This is a genomic window from Tardiphaga sp. 709, from assembly GCF_032401055.1.
In the GTDB taxonomy this organism is placed as follows: Bacteria; Pseudomonadota; Alphaproteobacteria; order Rhizobiales; family Xanthobacteraceae; genus Tardiphaga.
In genome coordinates this window covers 1,816,822-1,841,097 of the sequence record NZ_CP135529.1, presented here as the reverse complement: position 1 = coordinate 1,841,097, position 24,276 = coordinate 1,816,822, and the positions used below count along the sequence as shown (strand labels likewise).

Annotated in this window: 23 protein-coding genes; 19 read left to right on the top strand and 4 right to left on the bottom strand. The window is 62.6% G+C overall.

Annotation, left to right across the window (positions count from 1 at the left end; all coding sequences use genetic code 11):
• Position 1 precedes the first annotated feature (1 nt).
• The 8 genes from RSO67_RS09255 (at position 2) to RSO67_RS09220 (ending at position 6,452) form a co-directional block, all read left to right on the top strand.
• Positions 2-1,108, top strand: coding sequence for a carbon-phosphorus lyase complex subunit PhnI (locus tag RSO67_RS09255; RefSeq protein WP_315843244.1), 1,107 nt, complete (start codon positions 2-4; stop codon positions 1,106-1,108).
• On the top strand, positions 1,105-1,989 hold the full coding sequence (locus tag RSO67_RS09250) for an alpha-D-ribose 1-methylphosphonate 5-phosphate C-P-lyase PhnJ (RefSeq protein WP_315843243.1): 885 nt from the start codon (positions 1,105-1,107) through the stop codon (positions 1,987-1,989). The genes RSO67_RS09255 and RSO67_RS09250 overlap by 4 nt, the downstream gene beginning before the upstream one ends.
• Positions 1,982-2,806: a phosphonate C-P lyase system protein PhnK gene (gene phnK, locus RSO67_RS09245; protein WP_315843242.1), complete on the top strand. Its 825-nt coding sequence runs from the start codon at positions 1,982-1,984 to the stop codon at positions 2,804-2,806. Before RSO67_RS09250 ends, phnK begins: the two co-directional genes overlap by 8 nt.
• Positions 2,807-2,813: 7 nt before the next feature.
• Positions 2,814-3,515: a phosphonate C-P lyase system protein PhnL gene (phnL, locus tag RSO67_RS09240; RefSeq protein WP_315843241.1), complete on the top strand. Its 702-nt coding sequence runs from the start codon at positions 2,814-2,816 to the stop codon at positions 3,513-3,515.
• 11 nt (positions 3,516-3,526) lie between these two features.
• A complete protein-coding gene (locus tag RSO67_RS09235) occupies positions 3,527-4,681 on the top strand; it encodes an alpha-D-ribose 1-methylphosphonate 5-triphosphate diphosphatase (protein WP_315843240.1) in 1,155 nt (384 codons plus the stop codon).
• Complete coding sequence (gene phnN, locus RSO67_RS09230) at positions 4,678-5,256, top strand: phosphonate metabolism protein/1,5-bisphosphokinase (PRPP-forming) PhnN (protein WP_315843239.1); 579 nt, start codon at positions 4,678-4,680, stop codon at positions 5,254-5,256. The genes RSO67_RS09235 and phnN overlap by 4 nt, the downstream gene beginning before the upstream one ends.
• A 23-nt stretch (positions 5,257-5,279) precedes the next feature.
• Entirely contained in the window at positions 5,280-5,900 is a 621-nt protein-coding gene (locus tag RSO67_RS09225; protein WP_315843238.1) for a pyridoxamine 5'-phosphate oxidase family protein, read from the top strand.
• 252 nt (positions 5,901-6,152) lie between these two features.
• On the top strand, positions 6,153-6,452 hold the full coding sequence (locus RSO67_RS09220; protein WP_068735221.1) for an HU family DNA-binding protein: 300 nt from the start codon (positions 6,153-6,155) through the stop codon (positions 6,450-6,452).
• Between the two features lie 275 nt (positions 6,453-6,727).
• Here the strand turns inward: RSO67_RS09220 and RSO67_RS09215 are convergent, their stop codons facing one another.
• Genes RSO67_RS09215 through RSO67_RS09205 form a run of 3 tightly spaced genes read right to left on the bottom strand, consistent with a single transcriptional unit; the run spans position 6,728 to position 9,114 of the window.
• Positions 6,728-7,075 (bottom strand): 5-carboxymethyl-2-hydroxymuconate Delta-isomerase, encoded by a 348-nt coding sequence (locus RSO67_RS09215; protein ID WP_315843237.1) that lies wholly within the window; start codon positions 7,073-7,075, stop codon positions 6,728-6,730.
• A gap of 16 nt (positions 7,076-7,091) precedes the next feature.
• The gene (locus RSO67_RS09210) at positions 7,092-7,877 is read right to left on the bottom strand and encodes an IclR family transcriptional regulator C-terminal domain-containing protein (protein WP_315843236.1); all 786 of its coding nucleotides are present in this window, start codon (positions 7,875-7,877) and stop codon (positions 7,092-7,094) included.
• 16 nt (positions 7,878-7,893) lie between these two features.
• Positions 7,894-9,114: an FAD-dependent oxidoreductase gene (locus RSO67_RS09205; RefSeq protein WP_315843235.1), complete on the bottom strand. Its 1,221-nt coding sequence runs from the start codon at positions 9,112-9,114 to the stop codon at positions 7,894-7,896.
• A 242-nt stretch (positions 9,115-9,356) separates the two neighbouring features.
• Here RSO67_RS09205 and RSO67_RS09200 point away from each other — a divergent pair, with 242 nt between their 5' ends.
• The 9 genes from RSO67_RS09200 (at position 9,357) to RSO67_RS09160 (ending at position 20,239) form a co-directional block, all read left to right on the top strand.
• Entirely contained in the window at positions 9,357-11,057 is a 1,701-nt protein-coding gene (locus RSO67_RS09200; RefSeq protein WP_315843234.1) for an amidohydrolase, read from the top strand.
• A gap of 36 nt (positions 11,058-11,093) precedes the next feature.
• A complete protein-coding gene (locus RSO67_RS09195; RefSeq protein ID WP_315843233.1) occupies positions 11,094-12,461 on the top strand; it encodes an aromatic ring-hydroxylating dioxygenase subunit alpha in 1,368 nt (455 codons plus the stop codon).
• Positions 12,462-12,492: 31 nt separating this feature from the next.
• Positions 12,493-13,929 (top strand): glutamine synthetase family protein, encoded by a 1,437-nt coding sequence (locus RSO67_RS09190; protein ID WP_315843232.1) that lies wholly within the window; start codon positions 12,493-12,495, stop codon positions 13,927-13,929.
• Between the two features lie 89 nt (positions 13,930-14,018).
• Complete coding sequence (locus RSO67_RS09185) at positions 14,019-15,194, top strand: ABC transporter substrate-binding protein (protein WP_231079751.1); 1,176 nt, start codon at positions 14,019-14,021, stop codon at positions 15,192-15,194.
• A 79-nt stretch (positions 15,195-15,273) separates the two neighbouring features.
• Positions 15,274-16,908 carry an amidohydrolase gene (locus tag RSO67_RS09180; RefSeq protein WP_315843231.1) on the top strand — a complete coding sequence of 545 codons (1,635 nt, stop codon included), beginning with the start codon at positions 15,274-15,276 and terminating at the stop codon, positions 16,906-16,908.
• 8 nt (positions 16,909-16,916) lie between these two features.
• The gene (locus RSO67_RS09175; RefSeq protein WP_315843230.1) at positions 16,917-17,786 is read left to right on the top strand and encodes a branched-chain amino acid ABC transporter permease; all 870 of its coding nucleotides are present in this window, start codon (positions 16,917-16,919) and stop codon (positions 17,784-17,786) included.
• Positions 17,783-18,784, top strand: a complete 1,002-nt coding sequence (locus tag RSO67_RS09170) for a branched-chain amino acid ABC transporter permease (protein ID WP_315843229.1) — start codon at positions 17,783-17,785, stop codon at positions 18,782-18,784. The genes RSO67_RS09175 and RSO67_RS09170 overlap by 4 nt, the downstream gene beginning before the upstream one ends.
• Positions 18,781-19,545 (top strand): ABC transporter ATP-binding protein, encoded by a 765-nt coding sequence (locus RSO67_RS09165; protein ID WP_315843228.1) that lies wholly within the window; start codon positions 18,781-18,783, stop codon positions 19,543-19,545. Before RSO67_RS09170 ends, RSO67_RS09165 begins: the two co-directional genes overlap by 4 nt.
• Entirely contained in the window at positions 19,526-20,239 is a 714-nt protein-coding gene (locus RSO67_RS09160) for an ABC transporter ATP-binding protein (RefSeq protein ID WP_315843227.1), read from the top strand. Before RSO67_RS09165 ends, RSO67_RS09160 begins: the two co-directional genes overlap by 20 nt.
• A 29-nt stretch (positions 20,240-20,268) precedes the next feature.
• Here RSO67_RS09160 and RSO67_RS09155 read toward each other — a convergent pair whose 3' ends face one another.
• Positions 20,269-20,442: a DUF1328 domain-containing protein gene (locus tag RSO67_RS09155; protein ID WP_089265352.1), complete on the bottom strand. Its 174-nt coding sequence runs from the start codon at positions 20,440-20,442 to the stop codon at positions 20,269-20,271.
• A 355-nt stretch (positions 20,443-20,797) separates the two neighbouring features.
• Here RSO67_RS09155 and RSO67_RS09150 point away from each other — a divergent pair, with 355 nt between their 5' ends.
• Both RSO67_RS09150 and RSO67_RS09145 read left to right on the top strand, forming a co-directional pair.
• A complete protein-coding gene (locus RSO67_RS09150; protein WP_315843226.1) occupies positions 20,798-23,095 on the top strand; it encodes a polysaccharide biosynthesis tyrosine autokinase in 2,298 nt (765 codons plus the stop codon).
• Positions 23,095-24,249 (top strand): glycosyltransferase family 4 protein, encoded by a 1,155-nt coding sequence (locus tag RSO67_RS09145; RefSeq protein ID WP_315843225.1) that lies wholly within the window; start codon positions 23,095-23,097, stop codon positions 24,247-24,249. The genes RSO67_RS09150 and RSO67_RS09145 overlap by 1 nt, the downstream gene beginning before the upstream one ends.
• The last annotated feature ends 27 nt before the right edge of the window (positions 24,250-24,276 follow it).

The window sequence follows — 24,276 nt, the reverse complement described above, 5'->3', positions numbered from 1 at the left end:
CATGTATGTCGCCGTCAAGGGTGGCGAACGCGCCATCGAGAATGCGCATCGTCTGCTGGCTCATGAACGCCGCGGCGATCGCGACGTGCCGGAAATATCGCTGGCGCAGATCTCCAATCAGCTCGGTCTCGCCGTCGATCGCGTGATGACCGAAGGCTCGCTCTATGACCGCGAGCTCGCGGCGCTGGCCATCAAGCAGGCACGCGGTGACATGATCGAGGCGATCTTCCTGCTGCGCGCCTTCCGCGCGACGCTGCCGCGGTTCGGTTCGAGTGAGCCCGTCGATACGTCGCAGATGCAGGTGCGTCGCCGCGTCTCCTCGACCTTCAAGGACATGCCGGGCGGCCAGGTGCTTGGCCCGACCTTCGACTATACGCATCGTTTGCTCGATCCGGTGCTGACCGGCGAATCCTCGCCCGATCAGCCCGTCATGACCGATGCAGAGCCGGGCGTGATGCCGCGCGTCACCGATATTCTTGGCCGCGACGGCCTGATCGAAGCCTCGCCCGCAGAAGATCCCGAAAAGCCTGTCGGCGATCTCACGCGCGACGCGCTGAGCTTCCCGGCAGACCGTGATCTGCGCTTGCAGAATCTCGCGCGGGCCGATGAAGGCTTTCTTCTGTCGCTCGGCTATTCATCGCAGCGCGGCTATGGCCGCAACCATCCTTTCGCAGGTGAAATCCGCCTCGGCGAGGTCGAGGTTGAATTCATGGCCGAGGATGTTGGCTTCGCGGTGCCGCTGGGATCGATCACGCTGACCGAATGCCAGATGGTCAATCAGTTCAAGGGCTCGGATACCGAGGCGCCGTGTTTCACGCGCGGCTATGGCCTCGCTTTCGGCCAGAGCGAACGCAAGGTGATGTCGATGGCACTGGTCGACCGCACGCTGCGCGCGCGCGAGCTTGGCGAGGACATCAAGGCGCCAGCACAGGACGAGGAATTCGTCATGTCGCATTCCGACAATGTGCAGGCGACCGGCTTCGTCGAGCATCTGAAGCTGCCGCATTACGTCGACTTCCAGTCCGAGCTCGGCCTACTCCGCAAGCTGCGCAAGGAATTCGCCGACGCCAACGAGACGCCAGTTGCTCTTCAGGAGGCTGCGGAATGAACGCGCCGACATATAATTTCGCTTATCTCGACGAGCAGACCAAGCGGATGATCCGCCGCGCCATTCTCAAGGCCATTGCGATCCCCGGCTATCAGGTGCCGTTCGCCAGCCGGGAAATGCCGATGCCTTACGGTTGGGGCACCGGCGGCGTGCAGGTCACGGCGGCGATCCTCGGCCCCATCGACAAGCTCAAGGTGATCGATCAGGGCTCCGACGATACGACCAATGCGATCTCGATCCGCAAGTTCTTCGAGAAAACTGCCGGCGTTGCGGTGACCACGAGCACGGGCGATGCGACGGTGATCCAGACCCGGCACCGCATTCCCGAAGCGACGCTGCAGGCGCATCAGGTGCTGGTCTATCAGGTGCCGATCCCGGAGCCGCTGCGTTATCTCGAGCCGCGCGAGACCGAAACACGGCGCATGCATGCGCTCGCCGAATACGGCTTGATGCATGTGAAGCTCTATGAGGACATCGCGCGCTTCGGCCATATCGCGACGTCCTATGCCTATCCGGTGAAGGTCAATGCGCGCTATGTGATGGATCCGTCGCCGACGCCGAAATTCGACAATCCGAAGATGGACAATTGCGCGGCACTGCAGCTGTTCGGCGCCGGCCGCGAGAAGCGGATCTATGCGATCCCGCCTTACACATCGGTGGTGTCGCTGGATTTCGAGGATCATCCATTCGAGCCCTACAAGCACAATGCCTGCTGCGCGCTGTGCAACGCCGAGGATAGCTATCTCGACGAGATCGTTACCGACGACAAGGGCAGCCGGATGTTCGTCTGCTCCGACACCGATTATTGCGAAACGCGGCAATCACAGGGGCATCGCGGCAGCGAAAATGCTGCGCCCTATGCGGAGAGCGCAAATGCTTGATGTGACAGCGAATTCAACTCAACGCGCTGCGCCGGTGCCGGCCAGCGACGAGCCATTGCTAGTTGCGGCAAACCTGGGAAAATCTTATGGCCGTCTTGCGGCATGTCGCGACGTGTCGTTCGAACTCTATTCCGGCGAAGTGCTGGCCATCGTCGGCGAGTCCGGGTCCGGCAAATCGACACTGCTGCAGATTCTCTCCGCCCAGTTAGCGCCGACCACCGGCAGCGTCTCCTACCGGATGCGCGACGGCGTGACCCGCGATCTTGCGGCGATGGGCGAAGCCGAGCGCCGTTTCCTGTTTCGCACCGACTGGGGCTTTGTGCATCAGGACCCGGCGATGGGGCTGCGCATGGCAGTCTCGGCCGGCGCCAATGTCGGCGAGCGGTTGATGGCTGTGGGCCAGAACCACTACGGCAAGATTCGTGACACGGCGATCTCGTGGCTCGAGCGTGTGGAAATTTCGGCTGAGCGGATCGACGATGCGCCGCGGACCTATTCGGGCGGCATGCGGCAGCGGTTGCAGATCGCGCGCAATCTCGTCACCGAACCCCGTCTCATCTTCATGGACGAGCCGACTGGTGGCTTGGACGTATCGGTGCAGGCGCGTTTGCTGGACATGATGCGCACGCTGGTCAGCGAGCTTGGTCTGTCGGCTATCGTCGTGACGCACGATCTCGCGGTGGCGCGGTTGCTGTCGCATCGCGTGATGGTGATGCAGGGCGGTCGCGTGATCGAAACGGGGCTCACCGATCAGGTGCTCGACGATCCCAGAGAGCCCTATACGCAACTGCTCGTTTCCTCGATCCTGCCGGCGTGAGGTCAACATGATTCCGATGATCGATATCCGCAACGCCGAAAAGACCTTCGTGATGCATCTGCAGGACGGCATCCGCCTGCCTGTGGTACGCAACGTCTCGTTCCATGTCGCGCCCGGCGAATGCGTGGTGCTGTCCGGTCCCTCGGGTGCCGGCAAGTCGTCGATCCTGAAGATGATCTTCGGCAACTATCGCTGCGACGGCGGCACCATCGGCGTGCGCCACAACGGTGATGTCATCGATATCGCCACCGCCGAGCCGCGCGAGATCCTGGGTGTGCGCCGCGACACCATCGGCTATGTCAGCCAGTTCCTGCGCGCGGTGCCGCGTGTCGCCGCCATCGATGTCGTGGCCGAGCCGCTGCTCGCTGCCGGCGTAACGCGCGAGGAGGCGCGTGTGCGTGCGGGGGCGTTACTTAAACGTCTCAACATTCCCGAGCGGCTGTGGAAGCTGCCGCCCTCGACCTTCTCCGGCGGTGAGCAGCAGCGCGTCAATATCGCGCGCGGCTTTATCTCCGATCTGCCGATCCTGTTGCTGGACGAACCGACCGCGTCGCTCGATGCCGCCAACCGAGCCGTGGTCGTTGAACTGGTCGCCGAGAAAAAACGTGCCGGCGTCGCCATGGTTGCCATTGTGCATGACGACGAAGTGCGGCACTTGATCGCCGACCGGCTGGTGGATGTCACGTCATTTGCCGCTGCTGCTGCCTGAGAAAGAGAACCATGACCGCATCACTGACCGAAACCGTCATCGGCAACGCCCGGATCGTTCTCGCTGACCGCGTGATCGACAAGGGCTGGATCGCCTTCGCTGGTGGACGCATCGCCGAATTCGGCGAGGGTGATGCGCCACGCGGTAGCGACGATGCGCGCGGCGACCTGATCATGCCGGGTCTTGTCGAACTGCATACCGATCATCTCGAAGCGCATTTCATGCCGCGGCCGAAGGTGTTCTGGGATCCCATCGCTGCCGTCGTCTCCTATGACGGTCAACTTGCCACGTCCGGCATCACCACAGTGCTGGACTCGGTACGGGTCGGCTGCGAGGACTCAAGCCAGGGCATCGACAGCTATGCCGGCGTGCTGGTGGATTCCATTGCCTCTGCTGGCGAAGCCAGTCTCCTGCGGGTCGATCACTTCCTGCATCTGCGCTGTGAGATTCCGATGCCGACCGTGGTCGAGGAAGCGAAGGCGCTATTGGCGAAGCCGAACGTTCGGCTGATGTCGCTGATGGACCACACGCCGGGGCAGCGCCAGTTCCGCGACGAGGAGAAGCTGCGTACCTATTATCGCGGCAAGGGCGGCAAGTCCGATGCCGAGCTCGATGTGATGTTCGCGCAGCGCCTGGCCTGCCAGCAGCAATATGCGGCCGGCAATATGCGGGCGATCGTGGCGCTGGCTCATGGGCGCAATATTCCGCTGGCGAGCCATGACGACACGACGGAAGACAACGTGACCGAAGCTGTTGGAGATAAGGTCTCGGTGGCCGAATTCCCGACGACGCTGGAGGCGGCTCAAGGCCTGCACAAGGCTGGCATCGGCATCCTGATGGGCGCGCCGAATGTCGTCCGCAACGGTTCGCATTCCGGCAATATCGCGGCGATCGATCTCGCCCGCGAAGGCATGCTGGATATCCTGTCGTCGGACTATGTGCCGTCGAGCCTTCTGATGGGCGCGTTGCAGCTTTCGACCAAGGTGCCATCCATCGATCTGGCGAGCGCGATCCGCACGGTGACCAAGCGGCCGGCGGAAGCCGTCGGCCTCATGGACCGCGGTGAGATCGCAGTCGGCAAGCGTGCCGACGTGATCCGCGTCCATGTCGCCCATGACGTGCCGGTGGTGCGCAGTGTCTGGCGCGAAGGACATCGCGTGGCATGACCGACACCGCGGCCATATCCGAAGCGCAGGCAGGCCGGATCGGACCCGGCCGATTGGTGCTGGTGGTCGGCCCTTCGGGTGCCGGCAAGGATACGCTCATCGGTCTGGCGCAGGCTGCCTGTGCGGATGACGACAATGTGGTGTTCACGCGCCGCGTGGTGACGCGCGAGGCGTCGGAATTCGAGAATAATGCGCAGGTTACGCCGGAGGCGTTCCGTCAGGCACAGGCCAGCGGCGCCTTCGCCGTTCACTGGGAGGCGCATGGTCTTTGTTATGCGCTTCCGCGCTCGATCGATGATGCGCTTCGCGCCGGCCGCAATGTCGTTGCCAATATCTCACGGACGGTTATCCCCACGCTACGTGCCGCTTATGAAGATGTCGTCGTCGTGTCGATCACGGCGCCGCCGGAAGTGCTTGCGGCGCGACTTGCGGCACGGGGACGCTCAACCGATGGGCCGATCGGCGATCGGCTCAAGCGCAGCGTCGAGACATCAGGTGCCGACGTCACGATCAACAATATTGGTGTCGCGGAAGATCATGCGGATGACCTGATACGGGTTATCAGGGGTCAATAGATACGGCGGAGGGGAGTGCGGCCATGTCGGTGATCGAAACCATCGAGCAGCTCGAAGAGATCTACGGCCGTCTCGATAACATCGGCGAAGCATCCACCGCCAAGGTGGCGGACTGCGTAACGGCGCAGTACCGGCGGCTGATCGAGGTCTCGCCCTTCGCCGCTCTGGCGACCACCGGCCCGGAGGGGCTGGATTGCTCACCGCGCGGCGACAAACCGGGCTTCGTCCGGATCCATGACGAGCGCACTTTGATGATGCCGGACCGCCGCGGCAACAATCGCGTGGACTCCCTGCGCAACATCGTGCGCGATCCCAACATCGCGCTACTGTTCCTGATCCCCGGTGCCGGCACCACGCTCCGCATCAACGGGACGGCGCATCTCTCAACGGACCCGGATCTGCTGGCGTCGTTCGCCGTGGAGGAGAAGGCGCCACGTACGGTGATCGTGATGACGGTCGGGGAGATTTATTTCCAGTGCGCCCGCGCCATCGTGCGGTCCGATCTCTGGAACCCTGACAAACGCGTCGATCCGAGGACCCTGCCGACGCCCGGCGAGATCCTGGCAGAGATGAGCGAGCGCCGGGTCGGCGGTCCGGAATATGACCGGCAATGGCCGGAGAGGGCGCGCCAGACCATGTGGTGAGGGGGCGAATCTGCGGGTGATTTTTGCGGTGCGTTTCCGTCACCTTCGGCGAATCCGTAGGCCCTTTGTTTCAAGTATTTTGCGCTTGCGAGGGTCCCGAAACCCTGCCGTACAAGTCGAATCGGGGTTTGGTGGTCAAAAAACACCATTTTTCCCGGCAAAATCTGTGAAAATTTCATTGAGCACGGGTTTTTTCCCGTAATTCCTCATAGTGTCTGTCTCACCGAATCACGGCAAACCAAAAGGTGCAAAATGGCAGACCAAATGACGAAGTCGCAGCTCATCGAGAAAATCGCTGAGACCACTGAGCTCTCGAAGAAGGACGTCAAGGGCGTCATCGAGACCATGGCGACCCTGGGCTACAAAGAGCTGAAGAAGAGCGGCGTGTTCCTCGTTCCCGGCTTCGCCAAGTTCGTCGTCATCAAGAAGCCCGCCACCAAGGCACGCAAGGGCACCAACCCCTTCACCGGCGAAGCTATGACCTTCAAGGCCAAGCCGGCCCGCAAGATCGTGCGCGCCCGCCCGGTCAAGGCTGCGAAGGACGCGGTCTAAGCGGACCTCCGGCGCGGTCGCCATAAGGTGACCGCAGCGACCTGAATTGAGAACGGCGCGGCACTCCCGAGGGAATGCCGCGCCGTTTTCGTTTGGGGGAGTGCCTGACCTCTCCCGCTTGCGGGGAGAGGTCGACTGTAATGCGCGAAGCGCGTGGAAGTCGGGTGAGGGGGCTCTCCATTCGCTCTGCGCCTGCGGAGGCTCTCCCCTCATCCGTCGTCGCTTCGCGACGCCACCTTCTCCCCGCAGGCGGGGAGAAGGCAGTCAGCGCAGCTCTACTCGTTCAGCCGCTTCTTGTAGGCGACGGGGTCCATGTCCCGGATATCGACGCTGAGGCTCTTGGTCTGCGGCAGCAGCCTGGCCATCGCGGCACGCAGTGCTTCGCTCACCGCCACTTTCTGCTCGGGCGTGCGGCCTTCCAGCATGGACACCGTGACGTGACAGAAGCCGTCGCGTTCCCTGGCAAGCAGATAGTCCACATAGGCCATCGCGCGGACCTTGATGTCCCACGCCTGCATCATGCCGGTGGCGGCTGCTGCATCATGCAGGGCCTGCATCAGGCTGGTGGCGTCGAACAGGCCGCCATGGCCGTCGGTGGAGTGTTCGATGACGATATGCGGCATGGGCTGTCCAGTTGGATCAAAGTAGCAGCGGCTTTACCGAGTCGGCAGCGTCGCGCAGCAGCGGCAGGAAGCGGTCGATCATTTCGCCGGTGGAGACGCGGTCGACATGGGCGCCCATATTGATGGCGGCGACGATCGCGCCATCGTAGCGCCGCACCGGCACGGAGATCGAGCGGAAGCCCGGTTCGGCCTCGCGGTCGACCAGCGAGTAGCCTTTCTCGCGGTCGGTGATGATGGTGGCCTTCAGCAGCTCCTTGTCGATGACCGTGAACGGCGTCATCGCCACGAGGTCCATGGCATTCAGCGTTGCGGTGAGGTCGTCGTTGGAATACTTGCCCAACATGGCGCGGCCCACCGACGAGCAGAACGCGGGCAGCCGGTAGCCGAGATCGATGCCGGCCGAGAACACGCGCGCCGGGCTGGCGCGGGCGACGAAGATCACCTCATGGCCCTCAAGCACCGCGAGCGACGAGATTTCCTGTGCGTCGCTGGAGATGCTGTCGAGCACCGGCTGCAGGATGGTCACGACCTGATTGGACGTCATATAGGAGCCAGCCAGCGCCAGCACGCGGGGCGAGAGCGCGAACAGCTTGCCGTCGCTGGTCACATAGCCTTTGCGTTCCAGCGTAAACAGGATGCGACGCGCAGTGGCACGTGGCAGATCGGCGGCCTTGGCGACGTCGCTCAGCGTCATCGGGCGCGAATGCGCGCCGAACAGTTCGAACACCCTCAAGCCCCGATCGAGGCTCTCGATGAAGTCGGTATTGCCGCGTTCGTCGTCGGGGCGCTTGATCTTGGGCATGAGCCGCTGGTCCGCCCTATTTGCCTGCTTCGAATTTTTTCAGATCGAATGACAGATCGGCGGCCTGTTCGGGCGTCGGCGACAGCGCTGCAGTGATCAGGCGACGCGCGATCATCTGGTCGCCGGGCCGGTTGATACTGTCGACGGCGGTGAGCTTGCCGTCGCGATAGTAAAACACCGAGAACTTGCCATCATCCATCGACCCGCGGATCACCGCGCTGTCGGTCGGCGCGGAGAGGCCGACGATCTGCAGCTTGGCGTCATATTGATCCGACCAGAAACGCGGCACCGCGTCATAGGCTTCCGGCTTGCCGGCGATCATCGCGCCCACAGCCTTGCCCTGATCGGTGGCGTTCTGCACGGCTTCCAGCCTGACGCGGCGGCCGGCGAAGCCGTTGTGGTGATTGCTGACGTCGCCGGCGGCATAGATGTTCGGCGCGCTGGTCAGGCCATGTTCATCGACATCGATGCCATTGGTGCAGGTGATATCGGCCTGCGCGGCCAACTCGTCATTGGCGATGCCGCCAATGCCGGCGACGATCAGGTCGACGCGCACGCGCACGCCGCTGGAGCAGACGACCTCATGCACGGCGCTGCTACCTTCGATGGCGACGACGGATTCGTTGAAGCGGATGTCGAGACCATGGGAACGATGGCTATCCAGAAGGAATTGCGAGATCAGCGGCGATACCGCGCGCTCCAGCAGGCGCGACTGCGCCTCGATCAGCGTTACCTTCTTGCCGGCCTTGGCTGCAGTCGATGCCACTTCGAGGCCGATGAAGCCGCCTCCGACGATGGCGACGTCGTTGGCTGCTTCGAGCCGCGGCTTGAGATGCAGCGCGTCATCGAGGGTGCGCAGATAGACGATGCCGTCGCGCTCATGGCCGGGCACGCTGAGGCGCCGCGCGCGCGAGCCGGTGGCGATGACAAGCTGATCGAAAGGCAGGCTGTCGCCGCCGTCCAGTGCGATCCGGCCGGCCGCGCGATCGAGTCCGATGGCGCGATGGCCCAGCACAAGCTCGATGCCCTGGGTCTTGAAATAGTCCTCGCCGCGGAGGAAAAGGCTGTTGTGCGCCACATCGCCGGACAGGAACGCCTTCGACAATGGTGGGCGCTGATACGGCAGATGGATTTCATCGGCGACGATGCGGATCGGCGCCTGATAGCCCTTCTCGCGCGCGCTGATGCCGGCCTGGACGCCCGCGTAAGAGGCGCCGATGATTACGAGGCCGCTCACGAGTGTGCTCCCTGGGTCCGATCCGTACGCGAATTCAAAGTCTTCGACATCATCAGCTCCTGAATTGCGTCCGTATATTGAACAAGTGTTCGCTCTGCGCAAGGTGATGCTTTGGGCGCGAATTGCTGCATTTGCTCACTAACGCATCAATTCAAGCTGCAAAATTTCGCTTGCTTAGAATTAGTCCAACGCTAATATTCGCACGTTCGTTCGTCTATTGAACATTTTGGCGGGGCGGCGGGATGCACCTGGTTGCGAAATTCATCATTGCGGGGGCAATCGTCGTTGGTGCCCCGGTCTTGCCGGCTGTGGCGCAGCAATCTGACCAGGACGCCCCTCAGGTCGTCCTGACGGGCGGCAAGATCCTCACCCTCGACGGCCAATCGACGATCGCGCAAGCGCTTGCCATCCGCGACGGCAAGATCCTCGCGGTCGGCAGCGACGCTGCCATCAAGCCGCTCGCGGGTCCGCAGACCCGGGTCATCGACCTCGCCGGCAAGTCGGTGGTCCCCGGCCTAATCGACACCCACGCCCATTTCAAAGCGGCCGGGCTCGGTGACTATGTGGTCAATCTCGGCGGCGCCAAAGATGTGGCCGGCGCGCTTGAGCTCATCAAAGCGTTCGTTGCGAAGAAACAGCCCGGCGCATGGATTACGACCGGCGGCTGGCATCCGCCGTCGCAGCTCGCGGAAAAGCGCTACCTGACCCGCCAGGAGCTCGACACCGTTTCCCCGAACAATCCGGTCTATCTGCGGACCGTCGGTCACTTTGCGATGGCCAATTCGCTGGCGTTGCAGAAGGCGGGCATCGGCAAGAGCACGCCCGATCCAGCCGGCGGCTCTTTCGAGCGCGACGCAAGCGGCGACATCAATGGCGTGCTGGTCGAGACGGCGATCCCGCTGGTCGAGAACATCGTGCCGCCCTACACCGAAGACGAGGAGTTGCGGCAATATCGTCTCGCCGAGGCCGCGCTCAACCGCCTCGGTATCACCAGCGTCGTCGAGGGGGCGACAAGCGCGCGCGACACGCAGATCCTGCAAAAGCTCGCTCTGGCAGGCGATGCGACAGTGCGGGTCGGAACGATGTTTCGACCGGAGCCGCCCGCGGACTCCGCCGGTTGGGACGCCATCATGAGCGGCAACGGCGCCACGTCGGGCTTCGGCGACGATTGGCTGAAGCTCGGCGGCATCAAGATTTTCTATGACGGCGGCATGACCCTGAAGACGGCCATGATGCGCGAGGCCTATCCGGACTCGCATGACGATTATCATGGGATCGCGCAGGTCACGCCCGAGCGGCTGAAGCAGCTGGTGTCGATCGCCAATAATCGCGGCTGGCGGGTCGGCGTTCATGTCGTCGGCGACCTCGGCGTCGATCAGGTGCTGGATGCGTTCGAAGCCGCCGACAAGGAAAAGTCGATCAAGGATCGCCGCTTCGTTTTGATCCATGCCAGCCTGATCCGCCCTGAACAGATGGAGCGGGCGCGCCGCGTCGGGGCGCGGATCGATTTCCAGAACGCCTTCATGTGGGACAAGGCGGCGACGGTCGCGCGTTTCCTAGGCAGGCCGACAGCGGATCGTGCGGTCCCGACGCGCACCCTGATCGAGAAAATGGGACTGGACAATCTCGGCGCCGGCACCGATTTCCCGGTCAATCCGCTGAACCCGTTCCTCACGATGTATATCATGGTGACGCGGAAGGACCCTGCCGGCCAGGTCTACGGCGCGTCCGAAGCGATCGGGCGCGAGCAGGCGCTTCGTCTCTATACCAGCGCGGCATCGCGCTACATGTTTGAGGAAACGCGGAAGGGGACGCTGGAGGCCGGCAAGCTGGCCGATCTCGTGGTGCTCTCCGCCGACTTCATGACGGTGCCGGACGACCAGATCAAGGACATCACTGCCGATATGACGATGGTCGGCGGCAAGATCGTATTTCAGCGTTAAAAGGCGCATCGCCAGAGTTAAAAAGGAAATCTTGCCATGATGAGCCAAGAGCAGAACGACCTGATCACCCGCATCGGGCCCAAAGCGCCCGCGGGCAAGCTGATGCGCCAGTACTGGCAGCCGGCGGCGCTGGTCGATGAGCTCGAAGGGGATCGTCCGATCCGTCCGGTCAAATTGCTCGGCGAAGATTTTGTCCTCTTCCGCGACGAGCAGGGCCGCTACGGCCTGCTGGATCGTGATTGTCCGCATCGCGGCGCCGATCTGGCTTTCGGCCGGCTCGAAGGCGGCGGCGTGCGCTGTGCGTTTCATGGCTGGCTGTTCGACGTCGAGGGCAAGTGCCTGGAGACGCCGGCCGAACCGAAGACTTCGAAGCTCTGCGCCGGCATCAAGCAGCGCGCTTATCCCGTGGTCGAGAAGGGCGGCATTCTCTGGGCTTATCTGGGCGAGGGCGAGCCGCCGGCATTCCCGGAAATCGACTGCTTCGCCGCACCCGGCCAATACACCTTCGCCTTCAAGGGCCTGTTCGAATGCAACTGGCTGCAGGCGCTGGAAGTCGGCATCGATCCCGCCCATGCGTCGTTCCTGCATCGCTTCTTTGAGGACGAGGACGTCAAAGCGTCCTACGGCAAGCAGTTCCGCGGCGCATCCGCCGGCACCGAACTGCCGATGACCAAGATCCTACGCGAGTATGATCGTCCGATCATCAACGTCGAATCGACCGAATACGGTCTGCGTTTGATCGCGCTGCGCGAGCTCGACGACGAGCGCACCCATGTGCGCGTCACCAACCAGCTATTCCCGCATGGCTTCGTCATCCCCATGAGCACCGAGATGACGATCACCCAGTGGCACGTGCCGGTCGATGACGAGAACTGCTACTGGTATGCGATCTTCACCAGTTATACGACACCGGTCGACAAGAAGAAGATGACCGACCAGCGGCTCGAACTTTACGAGCTGCCGAACTACACCTCGCGCAAGAACAAGACCAACGACTACGGCTTCAATCCGCACGAGCAGAAGCACGAGACATATACCGGCATGGGCGCTGACATCAATGTTCATGATCAGTGGGCGGTGGAGTCGATGGGCAAGATCCAGGACCGAACCCGCGAGCATCTCGGCTCCAGCGACAAGGCGATCATCGCCTATCGCAAGCTGCTGCGTGCGGAGATCGAGAAGGTTGCCGGCGGCCAGAAGCCGATGATGTCGCTCGATGCGGACACCGCGCGCAGCATTCAGGGCCCGGGCACCATGGACGGCATCGGGCCGACCAAGGGCTGGGAAACCTATTGGATGGAAGTCGACGTCGCCCGTCGTCGCGGTGCGCCATGGATGGCGGCGGCTCCGGCTGACCAGACCGAGCCGGGGTCCAATGTCATCCACCTGCCGGCGGCAGAGTGAAGATCGATCAGAACAGCGGCGGGAGAGTGCGTTGAGTTTCGTTGAACGTCACGGTTTGTGGTCCGCGGAGCAGAAAGAAGCAGCCGTCCGGCTGCGCAGCATGGTCGAAGAGCATAAGCTCGAAGTGATCCGGCTGTCGTTTCCGGATCAGCACGGTATCCTGCGCGGCAAGACGCTGATCGCCAGCGAGGCATTGCGCTGTCTCGAAAGCGGCTGCTCGATCACCACGACCATGTTCGCCAAGGACACGTCGCACAAGACGGTGTTTCCGGTGTTCACTGCGGGCGGCGGCTTCGGCATTCCGGAAATGCAGGGCGCGGCCGACGTGCTGATGATTCCCGATCCCAGCACGTTTCGTATTCTGCCTTGGGCGCCTGAGACCGGGTGGGTTCTGTGCGACGTGCATTTCGCCGATGGCCGCCCGGTGCCGTTCGCGACGCGCAACCTCTACAAGAAGGTGCTCGGCGATCTCGGCGCACGTGGCTACGATTTCGTCGCCGGTCTTGAAGTCGAGTTTCATATCTTCAACGTCGAGAATAACCGCATGAAGCCGGAGGATGCCGGCCAGCCCGGCAATCCGCCGGAGGTCAGTCTGCTCTCGCACGGCTACAACTATCTCACCGAGCAGCGCTACGACCAGATGGAGCCGGTGCTCGAAATCATCCGGCGCGACGTGATCGCGCTTGGCCTTCCGCTACGTTCGGTGGAAGTCGAATACGGCCCGAGCCAGTGCGAATTCACTTTCGCGCCGACGGTGGGCCTGACGCCGGCCGACAGCATGGTGCTGTTCCGTAGCGCGGTGAAGCAGATCGCCCATCGCCACGGCTATCACGCCACCTTCATGTGCCGGCCGAAGATTCCGAACGTCGTGTCGTCTGGCTGGCATTTGCATCAGTCGATCGTATCGCGTGCAACCGGCGCAAACGCGTTCATGCCGACCGAGGGCACGCAGCCGCTGTCATCGTTCGGGCAGGGCTATCTCGCGGGGCTTCTTACGCATGCGCGCGCGGCAACCGTATTCACGACGCCGACCATCAACGGCTACAAGCGCTATCGCTCCTATTCGCTGGCGCCGGATCGTGCGATCTGGGGCCGCGATAATCGCGGCGCAATGCTCCGTGTGCTCGGCGGTGTCGGCGATTCCGCGACGCGTATCGAAAACCGTGTCGGCGAGCCCGCCGCCAATCCCTATCTCTATATGTCGTCGCAGATCCTGTCGGGTCTCGACGGCGTCGATCGCAAGCTTGATCCGGGGCCATCAGCCGATACGCCTTACGAGACCAATGCCGATCTGCTGCCGAAGTCGCTGCGCGAGGCGACCTTTGCGCTCAAGGAAGATCCGTTCTTCCGCGAGAAGATGGGGGCGACGATGGTCGACTATTATACCCACATCAAGAATGCCGAGATCGATCGCTTCCAGGCGGAAGTCTCCGACTGGGAGCAGCGCGAATATTTCGAGATGTTCTGACGCGTCATTTCGGCGCGCCGATCTCGGCACGTTTATTGAATACAGGTTTGCCGAATAGCTTTCTTAACTTTCCAACGGGGACAATCACAATGAACAGACGCAGCCAATCGATTCTTGCACTGGCCGTTCTCGGCCTGATGACCGGCACGGCCTCCGCCGACACCATCAAGGTCGGCGTGATCGGCACCATGTCGGGCCCTTACGCGCTGTTTGGCAAGAACTTCAAGATGGGCATCGACGCCTGGGTCGCCGAGCATGGCACCAAAGCAGGCAAGCATGACGTCGAATTCATCTATCGCGATGAAGAGAGTCCGAATCCCGCCAAGTCGAAGGCACTGGCGCAGGAATTGCTGGTCAAGGACAAGGTGCAATATCTCGCTGGCGTCTATTTCACGCCGAACGCGATGGCCATCGCGCCGCTGCTGGAAGAATCCAAGACTCCGCTGATCGTGATGAATGCGGCGACCTCGTCGATCGTCGAGAAGAGCCCCTATATCGTCCGCACCTCCTTCACCATGTGGCAGAACACTGTGCCTGCCGCGAAAATTGCGTTGAAGAACGGCGCCAAGAAGGTGGCCATCGCGGTCAGCGATTACGGTCCGGGTGTCGATGCTGAAGCGGCATTCAAGAAGACGTTCGAAGGTGAGGGCGGCGCGGTGGTCGAAGCGGTTCGCATTCCGCTCGCCACCACCGACTTCAGCCCGATCATGCAGCGCATCAAGGATTCCGGCGCGGACACCATCTTCACCTTCCTGCCATCCGGCCCGCCGACGCTGGGCTTCGTCAAGGCCTATATCGACAACGGGTTGAAGGCCGGCGGTGTCAAGCTGATGTCGACCGGTGACGTCGTCACCGAGCCGGATCTGCCGAATATCGGCGATGCCGGCATCGGTATCCTCTCGACCTATCACTATTCGGTGTCGCACGACTCCAAGGAAAACGCGGCCTTCCTTGCCACCATCAAGAAGGGCGGCGGCAACCTCGACGAAGTCACCATGACGTCGGTCGCGGCCTATGACGGCGCGCGCCTGATCTATAAGATGATCGAGGCCACCGATGGCAAGCGCGATGCCGCCAAGGCGGTCGACGCCGTCAAGGACATGAAGTGGGTCAGCCCGCGCGGTCCGGTGTCGATCGATCCCACCACGCGTCACATTCGCCAGAACGTCTATCTACGCAGTGTGGAGAAGGTGGACGGCAAGCTGATCAACAAGGAGAGCCAGACCTTCGCCGATCAGCCGGACTGGGCGCTGAGCACGAAGTAGGCAATGCCGGGGATTCCGCCTCGTTGCGGAATCCCCCTCTTTCTGCGACATCGTCGCGCGACATGAGATTTCCTTCGACATGACCAGCCGCGCGCGCTCGCTTCGACTGATCAATGCCCGCATCTATCGTTCTGCCTGGGATGAATTCCCCGCGGACAGCATCGTCGTCAGCGATGGCAAGGTGGTCTGGATTGGTGCAGCGGATGTTGCGCCATCCGCCGACGAGACGATCGATCTCGCGGGCGCCGCCGTCATTCCCGGCCTCACCGACGCGCATATTCATCTGTTCGCCATCGCCCATGCGCGACTCCAGGTGCCGGTGACGCCGCGCGATGCGCCCACGATATCCGATGTGCTTGATTTGCTGGTTGCGCGTGCGCGCGCCATTCCATGTGATAAATGGGTTTACGGTGCGGGCCTCGATGAGAACGGAGTGGTGGAGCATCGGCTGCCGACACGGGCGGAAATCGACGGCGTCATTCCCGATCATCCGGTGCTGATCCGCCGCTTCTGCGGTCATGTCGCCGTCGTCAACAGTGCCGCGCTGCGACTGCTGGGCATCGATGATGCCACCGCCGATCCGGAAGGCGGCACGTTCGGGCGCTCCGAGGATGGCCGACTGGACGGCAGCGCCAAAGAAAGCGCAGCCGAACTGATTTTCCGTGCTGCGCCGCCGATGGATCGCAATGAGCTCACCACGGCTCTGCGCGCGACCATTGCCGATAGCGCTAGGTTCGGTCTTGTTGCTGCCGTAGAAGCCGCGGTCGGGTTCACCGTCGGCTTCGATGATGAATTCGCCATCTGGAACGAGATCCGCGCGAATGGCGATGTGCTGCCAATGCGGCTCGGCTTCATGAACCAGCTCGACCCGGCTGAAGCGGCGGCGCGTGGGTTGGTGCCGACGCGAGACGCCGACTGGCAGTCCATGACGCTGAAATATTTCGCCGATGGCATCGTCGGAGCGCGGACTTCGGCGGTGAGCGAGGATTTCTTCGATACGCCATCCCGCGGCATGTTCATGCGCGATGAAGCCGAACTGCAGTGCGTGATCGTGGAGGCCCATGCGGACGGTTGGCAGGTTGCCGTTCATTGTACCGGCGATCGCGGTATCGACTGCATCATCGAAGCCTATGAGAAGGCGCAGGCGGCACATCCCCGCGCCGATGTCCGGCATCGCATCGAACATTACTTCGTGCCGCCCGCCGGTGGACTGGCACGGATGAAGGCATTGGGCGCACTCGTCGTCACCCAGCCGAGTTTTCTCACCCGGATGCGGCGCTCGATTGCCGGTGCTTTCGGTCCGCGCGCGGATCGTTGCTATCCCGGCCGCTCGGTAATCGACGCGGGTGTCACTTACATCGCCAGCTCTGATGCGCCGACCGGGTCGTGGTCTCCGTGGGATGGCATCGCCGATGCCGTGAACCGCGCCTCGGACAGCGGTGCGCCGATCGGGCAGGGTGAAGCTGTCAGCGTCCGCGAAGCCATTCACAGCTACACGGTCGGTGGCGCCATTGCGATGAAGCAGGACGACTGGCGCGGCACGCTGATGCCGGGCATGGCGGCCGATCTGATCGCCCTCGATCGCGATCCCTTCGCCGCCGAGTGCCTCCCTCTGAAAGAGACGAAGGTGCTGCTCACCATGGTGCGTGGCGCCGTCGTCCATGACGCCTTGCCGCTGTCGCCGGAATGGCGTTCGGTCGCTGCTTCGGTATAGGATCAATCATGCGTACCATCTTCAGCATCATGACCGACGCCGTCGCCTATGGGATGGTGCTGTTCATCATTTCCATCGGCCTGTCCATCATGATGGGGCTGATGCGCGTGGTGAACCTCGCACATGGCGCTTTCGCCATGATTGGCGGCTATCTGGCCTCCTATGCGATCCGCGACCTGCATGTGCATTATAGCGTCGCGATCCTGATGGCAGTGATCGGTACCATCATCGTTTCGATCCCGTTCGAGATTCTGCTGTATCGTCGAATCTACCGGAAGTCCGATCCGCTTATTCAGGTGCTGATGACCATCGGCATCACGTTCTTCATCATCGGCATCGTCAATTTCATTTTCGGCCCGTCGCTGAAATCGATTCCGCTGCCACAGACCCTCAGTGGTCCACTCGATATCGGTTTCCGCATGCTGCCGACTCATCGCATCTTTGTCATCGCCTGCGGCGTGGTTACGGCGCTGGCGCTGTGGCTGCTGATCGAGAAGACGGAGTTCGGCATCAAGCTACGCGCCTCGGTCGATCATAGTGGTATGGCGGACGCCTTGGGCATCCGCACCGAAATCATCTATGCAGTGACCTTCGCGCTGGCGATCGGGCTCGGCGCATTCGGTGGCGTTGTCGGCGCGGAGATCCTGCCGATCGAACCGTTCTATGCACTGCGCTATATGGTGACGTTCCTCGTCGTCGTCTCTGTCGGCGGCGCAGGCTCGATCCTTGGTGCTCTGTCGGCGTCACTCCTGCTCGGCCTCGCCGACACCACCGGCAAATATCTCGCGCCGGAGTTCGGCGACTTCTTCTTCTATCTGTCGGTGATCGTCGTCGTGTTCCTGTTTCCGCATGGCCTATTTGGCAGGTCGCACGCATGAGCGAGATCGTCGCGACCCACGTTCCGCACAAGCGCAGCATTCCCTTCGGTCAGGAGGCGGCAGGTGCGCTGAGTATCATCGCGCTTGGTGCCATCGGCTACTTTCTGTATCCGGACGATCTGGCGTTCCTGACGCGGCTGATCGGCATCGCATTCCTGGTGCTGTCGCTCGATCTGGTCACCGGTTATTGCGGCGTCGCCACCCTCGGCCATGCTGCGCAATTCGGCGTCGGTGCCTATGCCGCCGGCATTGCTTGCGTGCGTGGCATCACCGATCCCATCGCGTTGCTGGCGATCGGTGTATTCGCGGGAACGGTCATGGGGCTGATCTCCGGTGCGCTGATCACGCGGTTTCGCGGGCTCCCACAACTGGTGCTGTCGATTGCGGTGGGGCAATTGGTCGCCGCACTTGCCAACAAGCTGTCGTGGCTGACCGGCGGCAGTGACGGCCTGTCAGGCATCACACCGGGCAAGGTGTTCGGCATCTTCAATTTCGACATGTACAGCCGCACGGCATTTTTGTTCTCGCTGGGCGTGCTGGTCATTGTCTTCGTGCTGCTGCAGCGTTTCGTGCGCTCGCCGTTTGGTCTGATGTGCCGTGGCATCAAGGACGACGATCTGCGCGCCAGGATGATCGGCGTCTCGATCTATCCGCGCCTTGTCGCGATGTATGGCGTCGCTGGTGCCGTTGCCGGGATCGGTGGAGCGTTGACGGCGATCAGCACCGGCGTCGTCGGTCTCGACAGCGTCAGCTTCGAACGATCAGCCGAAGTTCTGGTGATGCTGGTGCTTGGCGGTGCAGGGCATCTATGGGGCGCGCTGGCGGGGACGATCATCTTCATGATCTTCGAGCATATCGTGGCCGCGGCCAATCCGTTCCACTGGATGACGCTGGTCGGCCTGCTGCTGATCCTGATCGTGGTGTTCGCGCCGCGCGGGCTGATCGAACCGGTGCTGTCGCTGGCCTCCCGCTTCAAGCGCAAGGGAGAGGCGGCATGAGCGATCTCCTCGAAGCCCGCGGCGTGTCGTGCTCGTTCGGCGGTCTACATGTGACGCGCGACGTCAATTTCAAATTGACTGCCGGCGACCGCGTCGCGCTGATCGGCCCGAACGGCGCCGGCAAGACCACGCTGGTCAATCTGATCACCGGCGACATCGCGCCGAGCGAAGGGCAGTTCTTCATGGGCGGTGACGAGATCACCGGCCTCAGCATTCCCGATCGCGTGCGTCGCGGCCTGGTGCGCACCTTCCAGACCACGCGGCTGTTCGCCAATCTCACCGTCGCCGACAATGTCGCCCTGGCGATCATGCAGCGCAAGCGCATCTCGCGGCGGTTTTTCTCATCCTCGACGGAGCTGCCGGAGGTACGCGCCGAGTGGAGCGAGATTCTTAGCCATCTAGGTCTCGACAGGCTGGCCTATCGCAAGGTGGTCGAGCTCGCTTACGGCCAGCAGCGCCTGATCGAGCTCGCCATCGGCCTTGCGCTGCATCCCAAGGTGCTCCTGCTCGACGAGCCTGCCGCCGGTGTACCGCATGATGAAGCACCCAAAATCCTCGAGGCGATCAATCGTCTGCCTGATGATATCGCCGTGCTGATGATCGAGCACGACATGGATCTGGTGTTCAAGTTTGCCAAGCGCGTGCTGGTGCTGGCTGCCGGGCGGTTGATCTTCGAGGGATCGCCTGATCAGGTCACCGCCGATCACGAAGTGCGCCGCGCATATTTGGGGAGCTATGCCGATGCCCGCCGCGCCACTTGATATCCAGAATCTGAGCGCGGGCTATGGCGCGACGCGGATCATCGAGGGCATTTCGTTCTCGGTGAAGGCAGGCGATCGCTTGGCCGTGCTCGGCCGTAACGGTATGGGCAAGACCACACTGCTGGCGACGTTGATGGGCCTGACGACGCGCCATGGCGGTGAGATCAGGATTGGCGACCAGGACGTCACGGCCAAGCGCACCTCGGCGCGCGCCGATCTCGGTATCGGCTATGTGCCGCAGACCCGCGACATCTTCGCCTCGCTGACGGTGGAGGAGAATCTGCGCACCGGGCTGAAGGGCCGGCCGGCGTCGGCGCTCGATGAAGCCTATGCGATGTTCCCGCGGCTACGCGAACGCCGCGGCAATTACGGCAAGCAGCTGTCAGGCGGCGAGCAGCAGATGCTGTCGATGGCCCGGACACTGCTGGGCAAACCCTCGATCCTGTTGCTCGATGAGCCTCTGGAAGGTCTGGCGCCCGTGATCTGCGACGAGTTGATGGCACTGCTGGCGAAGCTGGCCGCCACTAGTGAAGTCACCATCATTCTGGTCGAGCAGCAGATCGAACGCGCGCTGGATTTCGCGAGCAGCGTCATGGTGATGGAGCGGGGCCGTACCAGCTGGAGCGGCACGCCGGATGTGCTGACTGCCGACCGCGCCCTGGTCGATCGGCTGGTCGGTGTCGGCATTCACTAGATTCCGGAATTGACGCGCCGCCCGGCGCGTCAGGCCCGAAAGATCGTGATCCCCAATACCAGCAGAACGATGCAGATCACGAGGAAGATATAAAAAAGCACGCGCGCGACATCCGCCGTGGCGGCGGAGATGCCGGTGAAGCCGAACAGGCCGGCAGCGACGGAAATCAGAAAGAAGATCAGCGCCCATTTCAGAAGGCTCATCGGGGAACTCCGGTTGCAGCAATTCCGGAACGCCCCGCTGCGAGATTTGGTTCCGGCTCCCAACCAAAGCTGCCGTACCTACCTAAGCTCGCTAATGTGGCACCGGTCCGGGGAGATGCGTAACAGCTTACTAATTGGGCAGCGCAAAGGTATTGGTTGGCATTTTAAACCCGCCCTTAACCAAAACATCCCTAATGAATGGATAGTAGACCTGCTCCCCGCAGTGGATTTGTGGTTCGGGGGACAAAGGGTTCAGTATGCGTGTCGCGGTCGGTCATGGGTGGTTGCGCAGGGTGAGCACCGTTGCGGCGCGGGGATGTGCGGTGCCAGCGCCCCGTAGTAAAGTCTGACGCGCATGTTCACCAAACGCGCCATCGTTACGAATACGGAAGCCGCCGATGGCGCGGCGGGCGAGAGCCCGCTGCTCAGGGTTTGGCGCAATCGTAGCCTGTTCGGCGCTGTGTTTCTCGGCGTGATGATCCTGACGGTCATTGCGCTGGTCGTGCTGCCGGTGCGCTATCTCGCCACAGGTTCGGTGATCGTCGCCGAACAGGAACCCAGCAACAGCAACGCATCGGCCGCATGGGCGCAAAAAATCGGTGACCCCGCCGACGTCGAAAGCCAGCTGCTGATCGCGCGCTCGCCGCGGGTGATGCGGCTCGCCATGCAGCAGCCGGGCGTCACGGATGCCGCGATTGAAGAGTGTCAGAGCAGAAGCAGCAGCTCCACCTGCGAAAAGATGCGGACCGATACGGCGGCGCTGATCGACTACGTATCTGGGAATTTCGCGATTGGTGCTGTTGGACGTTCGCGCGTCATCAATATCTCCTACACTTCGTCGATCCCCGAAGTCGCGCAGAAGATGGCGAATGCGCTGACCAATGCGTTTCTCGACGAGCAGCGGACATCGGGTGCCAGCAGCCGCGAGGTTGCCGCGTCCTATCTCTGGAAGGAAGCCAAGCAGCTGGATGCAGAGTTGCGCGATGCCGATACCAAGATCCAGGCATTTCGCCGCAACAAGGGCTTGATGCGCGGATCGCTGGCGCCGATCAGCTCGGAGCGGCTGAGCAGCATCAGCCAGCAATTGTCCACTGCCGAAACCGCGCGTGCCGATGCGCTCGCCCGCTTGCAGGAGATCAAGGCCAATCAGGCGCGCGCTGTCGATTCCCCTTCAGTGCTGTCAAACCGCTCGATCGCCGATCTCAAGCAGCAGCTCACGGTCGTCACCGCGCAGCTCGCCAGCCAGGCCAATGTGCTCGGGCCGCGGCACCCGTCGCTGCGTGCGCTGGAGCAGGAGCAGTCCGCGATCAAGGAGCGCATGGCCACGGAAGTGGCGAGCATCGCCGCCAGCGCGCAGAAGGCGTTCGACGCCAATGATTCCCTCGTGAACGCGCTCAGAAAGCAGATGGATGCCGTGAAGTCTGAAGTCGGCTCGGCGACATCGGACGAGGCCTCGATCGAGAGCATGGTGCGCAGCACCGAGATCAAGCGCCAGCAATATGCCGATCTCTACAAACGCGCCAGCGAACTCGAAACCGAGCGCCGCGTGCTGATCGGCAATACACGGCTGGTCAGCCTTGCCGAACTGCCGACCAAGCCGTTTTTCCCGAAGAAAATTCCGTTCCTGGCCGCTGGCGGCACGCTGGGCCTGCTGCTCGCATTCGTCGCTGCCTTCTTCGGCGATCGCGTCAATCTTGCGGGTCTGTCCCGGCTGCGGACTGCAACTATTCGCCCGGTGCGTGCAGCCGCGCCTGCCGCCGTAGCTGCACCTGTCGCAGTCGCCGCACCGGTCGCTCCGGCCCCTGTTCAGGCGACTGCCCCCGTGACGCCGCGTCCTGGACCGCCACTGCCGACGTCGTCATCGGAATTGGCCGTCGTCACCGGCGCGCCCGTTTTGGCACGATTGCCGACCGTCAAGCGCGATCCATCGGAATCGCCTATCGGTGCGATCCTCATAGCGCAGTCAGGCGCCTCGCTGGCGCGTGCGCTGCCGCTCGCGCTGCAGGATCGCCACTATCAGGATGCACTCCGCGATCTGGCGACGGGCCTGCTCGTGTCGAACGACGCCAGGACACGCCGCAAGATTCTGGTCGCGTCGCCGACGACGGCCGAGGGCAAAACGTTTCTGACCCTGACGCTGGCGCAATATCTCGCAACGGCTGGCCGCAGCGTGCTCGTGATCGAATGCGATTTCGGCGCGCCGAAGTTCGAAACAGCCCTGGGCTTGCGCAGCAGCATGGGGCTGCAGGGAATTCTGCGCGGCGACATCACGCCGCGCGAAGCGGTGGTCCGCACCGCGACCTCTAATCTCGACGTCATTCCTGCTGGGCCGTTCTCGGCATCCGCCGAGTTGCTGATGCGTAAACCGCTCGGTGATCTCCTGCTCTGGAGCCAGATCTACGACGTTGTCCTGATCGACGCGCCATCGCCGGGCATCCAGACCGATCTGGGCGTGCTGGCCAGGCAGGTCGATGGCGTGCTGCTCTGCATGCGTTCCGGCCGCTCGTCGATCGGGCAGGCAGTGGCGACATCCAGCGCGATCCGTGTCGCGGGCGGCAGCGTCTTCGGCATTGCCGTCACCATGATGCCGGACGCCAATACGCCGAGCGGCACAGACCGGGTTTCGAATAATGCTTATGCCGGAGCGACGTGATGCCCGCTCCCAGCGTTCTGTTTGTCTGCCATACGGGCTCGATCTCCGGCGCTGAGCTCGTTCTGATTGATATTGTTCAGCCATGGGCGGGCGAGGCGGCCTTCCTGTTCGAGGATGGCCCGCTGCATCAGGCGCTTGCAGCCAAGGGCCTGAAGGTGCGTGTGTCGCGCTGGGGCGAGGGGCTCTCGGATGTCAGGCGCGACAGCTCGATCCTGAAAGCCTTTCCGCTGATTGGTCGGCTCGGGGCCATCATTGCCGAATTGACGCGCGAAGCGCGCCGTCATGACGTCATCTATGCGAATTCGCAGAAGGCCTTTGTGTTGTCGGCTGTCGCCGCCACGCTGGCGCGGCGTCCGCTGATCTGGCACCTGCACGATATCATCAGCAGTGAGCATTTCGGCGCCACGCAGCGCCGCGTGCAGGTGGCGCTGGCGAATTATTGTACGGCAAAGGTGGTCGTTCCTTCGCAAGCTGCTGCAGATGCCTTCATTGCGCAAGGCGGCCGCAAGGAGCTGGTCGCGATCGTGCCCAACGGCCTTGATGTGCCACCGGACGCCAGCACGCCGCTCGAGATCAGGCGCGAGTTGAAATTGCCCGAAGGACCGCTCGTCGGCGTCTTCAGTCGCCTCGCGGCCTGGAAGGGGCAGCATATCGTGTTGCAGGCTCTCGCAAAGACGCCGGGCGTCAGCTGTATTATTGCGGGGGCTGCGCTGTTTGGCGAAGAGTCTTATGCCGAGAAGCTCAACCGGATGGTGGCGGATCTCGGTCTTGGCGATCGCGTGCATTTCCTCGGCCAGCGCGGCGACGTGCCGAGGCTGATGCGCGCCGTCGATGCGATGATCCATCCTTCGATTGATCCTGAACCCTTCGGTCGCACACTCGTCGAAGCCATGCTCGCGGGTGTGCCTGTGATTGCGACGGATGCCGGTGCGGCGTCCGATATTCTCGAGGTCGGCAAGGCGGGAACGCTGGTGCCGCCAGGGGATGCCGATGCGCTGGCCGCCGCTATCACCAAGGTCATGTCGCGCCCGCCTGAACTGGCGGGCCAGTTGCAATATGCCGAAGCGCGAGCGCGCTCGCATTACAGCGTCGATCAGATGCTGCAGACGGTTTCCAACTTGATCGGGCGAGCGGCCGCGGGAGCGCCCGTGTGACCGCGCATGACTGCTCAGTTTGCAATT

Coding starts and splice junctions, on each gene's coding strand:
- RSO67_RS09185 (WP_231079751.1), top strand. CDS start 14,019: ATGAACAGACGCAGCCAATCGATTCTTGCACTGGCCGTTCTCGGCCTG.
- RSO67_RS09175 (WP_315843230.1), top strand. CDS start 16,917: ATGCGTACCATCTTCAGCATCATGACCGACGCCGTCGCCTATGGGATG.
- RSO67_RS09225 (WP_315843238.1), top strand. CDS start 5,280: ATGTCGGTGATCGAAACCATCGAGCAGCTCGAAGAGATCTACGGCCGT.
- RSO67_RS09255 (WP_315843244.1), top strand. CDS start 2: ATGTATGTCGCCGTCAAGGGTGGCGAACGCGCCATCGAGAATGCGCAT.
- RSO67_RS09200 (WP_315843234.1), top strand. CDS start 9,357: ATGCACCTGGTTGCGAAATTCATCATTGCGGGGGCAATCGTCGTTGGT.
- RSO67_RS09220 (WP_068735221.1), top strand. CDS start 6,153: ATGGCAGACCAAATGACGAAGTCGCAGCTCATCGAGAAAATCGCTGAG.
- RSO67_RS09160 (WP_315843227.1), top strand. CDS start 19,526: ATGCCCGCCGCGCCACTTGATATCCAGAATCTGAGCGCGGGCTATGGC.
- RSO67_RS09215 (WP_315843237.1), bottom strand. CDS start 7,075: ATGCCGCATATCGTCATCGAACACTCCACCGACGGCCATGGCGGCCTG.
- RSO67_RS09145 (WP_315843225.1), top strand. CDS start 23,095: ATGCCCGCTCCCAGCGTTCTGTTTGTCTGCCATACGGGCTCGATCTCC.
- RSO67_RS09235 (WP_315843240.1), top strand. CDS start 3,527: ATGACCGCATCACTGACCGAAACCGTCATCGGCAACGCCCGGATCGTT.
- phnK (WP_315843242.1), top strand. CDS start 1,982: ATGCTTGATGTGACAGCGAATTCAACTCAACGCGCTGCGCCGGTGCCG.
- RSO67_RS09250 (WP_315843243.1), top strand. CDS start 1,105: ATGAACGCGCCGACATATAATTTCGCTTATCTCGACGAGCAGACCAAG.
- RSO67_RS09180 (WP_315843231.1), top strand. CDS start 15,274: ATGACCAGCCGCGCGCGCTCGCTTCGACTGATCAATGCCCGCATCTAT.
- phnN (WP_315843239.1), top strand. CDS start 4,678: ATGACCGACACCGCGGCCATATCCGAAGCGCAGGCAGGCCGGATCGGA.
- RSO67_RS09165 (WP_315843228.1), top strand. CDS start 18,781: ATGAGCGATCTCCTCGAAGCCCGCGGCGTGTCGTGCTCGTTCGGCGGT.
- phnL (WP_315843241.1), top strand. CDS start 2,814: ATGATTCCGATGATCGATATCCGCAACGCCGAAAAGACCTTCGTGATG.
- RSO67_RS09155 (WP_089265352.1), bottom strand. CDS start 20,442: ATGAGCCTTCTGAAATGGGCGCTGATCTTCTTTCTGATTTCCGTCGCT.
- RSO67_RS09150 (WP_315843226.1), top strand. CDS start 20,798: ATGTTCACCAAACGCGCCATCGTTACGAATACGGAAGCCGCCGATGGC.
- RSO67_RS09170 (WP_315843229.1), top strand. CDS start 17,783: ATGAGCGAGATCGTCGCGACCCACGTTCCGCACAAGCGCAGCATTCCC.
- RSO67_RS09210 (WP_315843236.1), bottom strand. CDS start 7,877: ATGCCCAAGATCAAGCGCCCCGACGACGAACGCGGCAATACCGACTTC.
- RSO67_RS09195 (WP_315843233.1), top strand. CDS start 11,094: ATGATGAGCCAAGAGCAGAACGACCTGATCACCCGCATCGGGCCCAAA.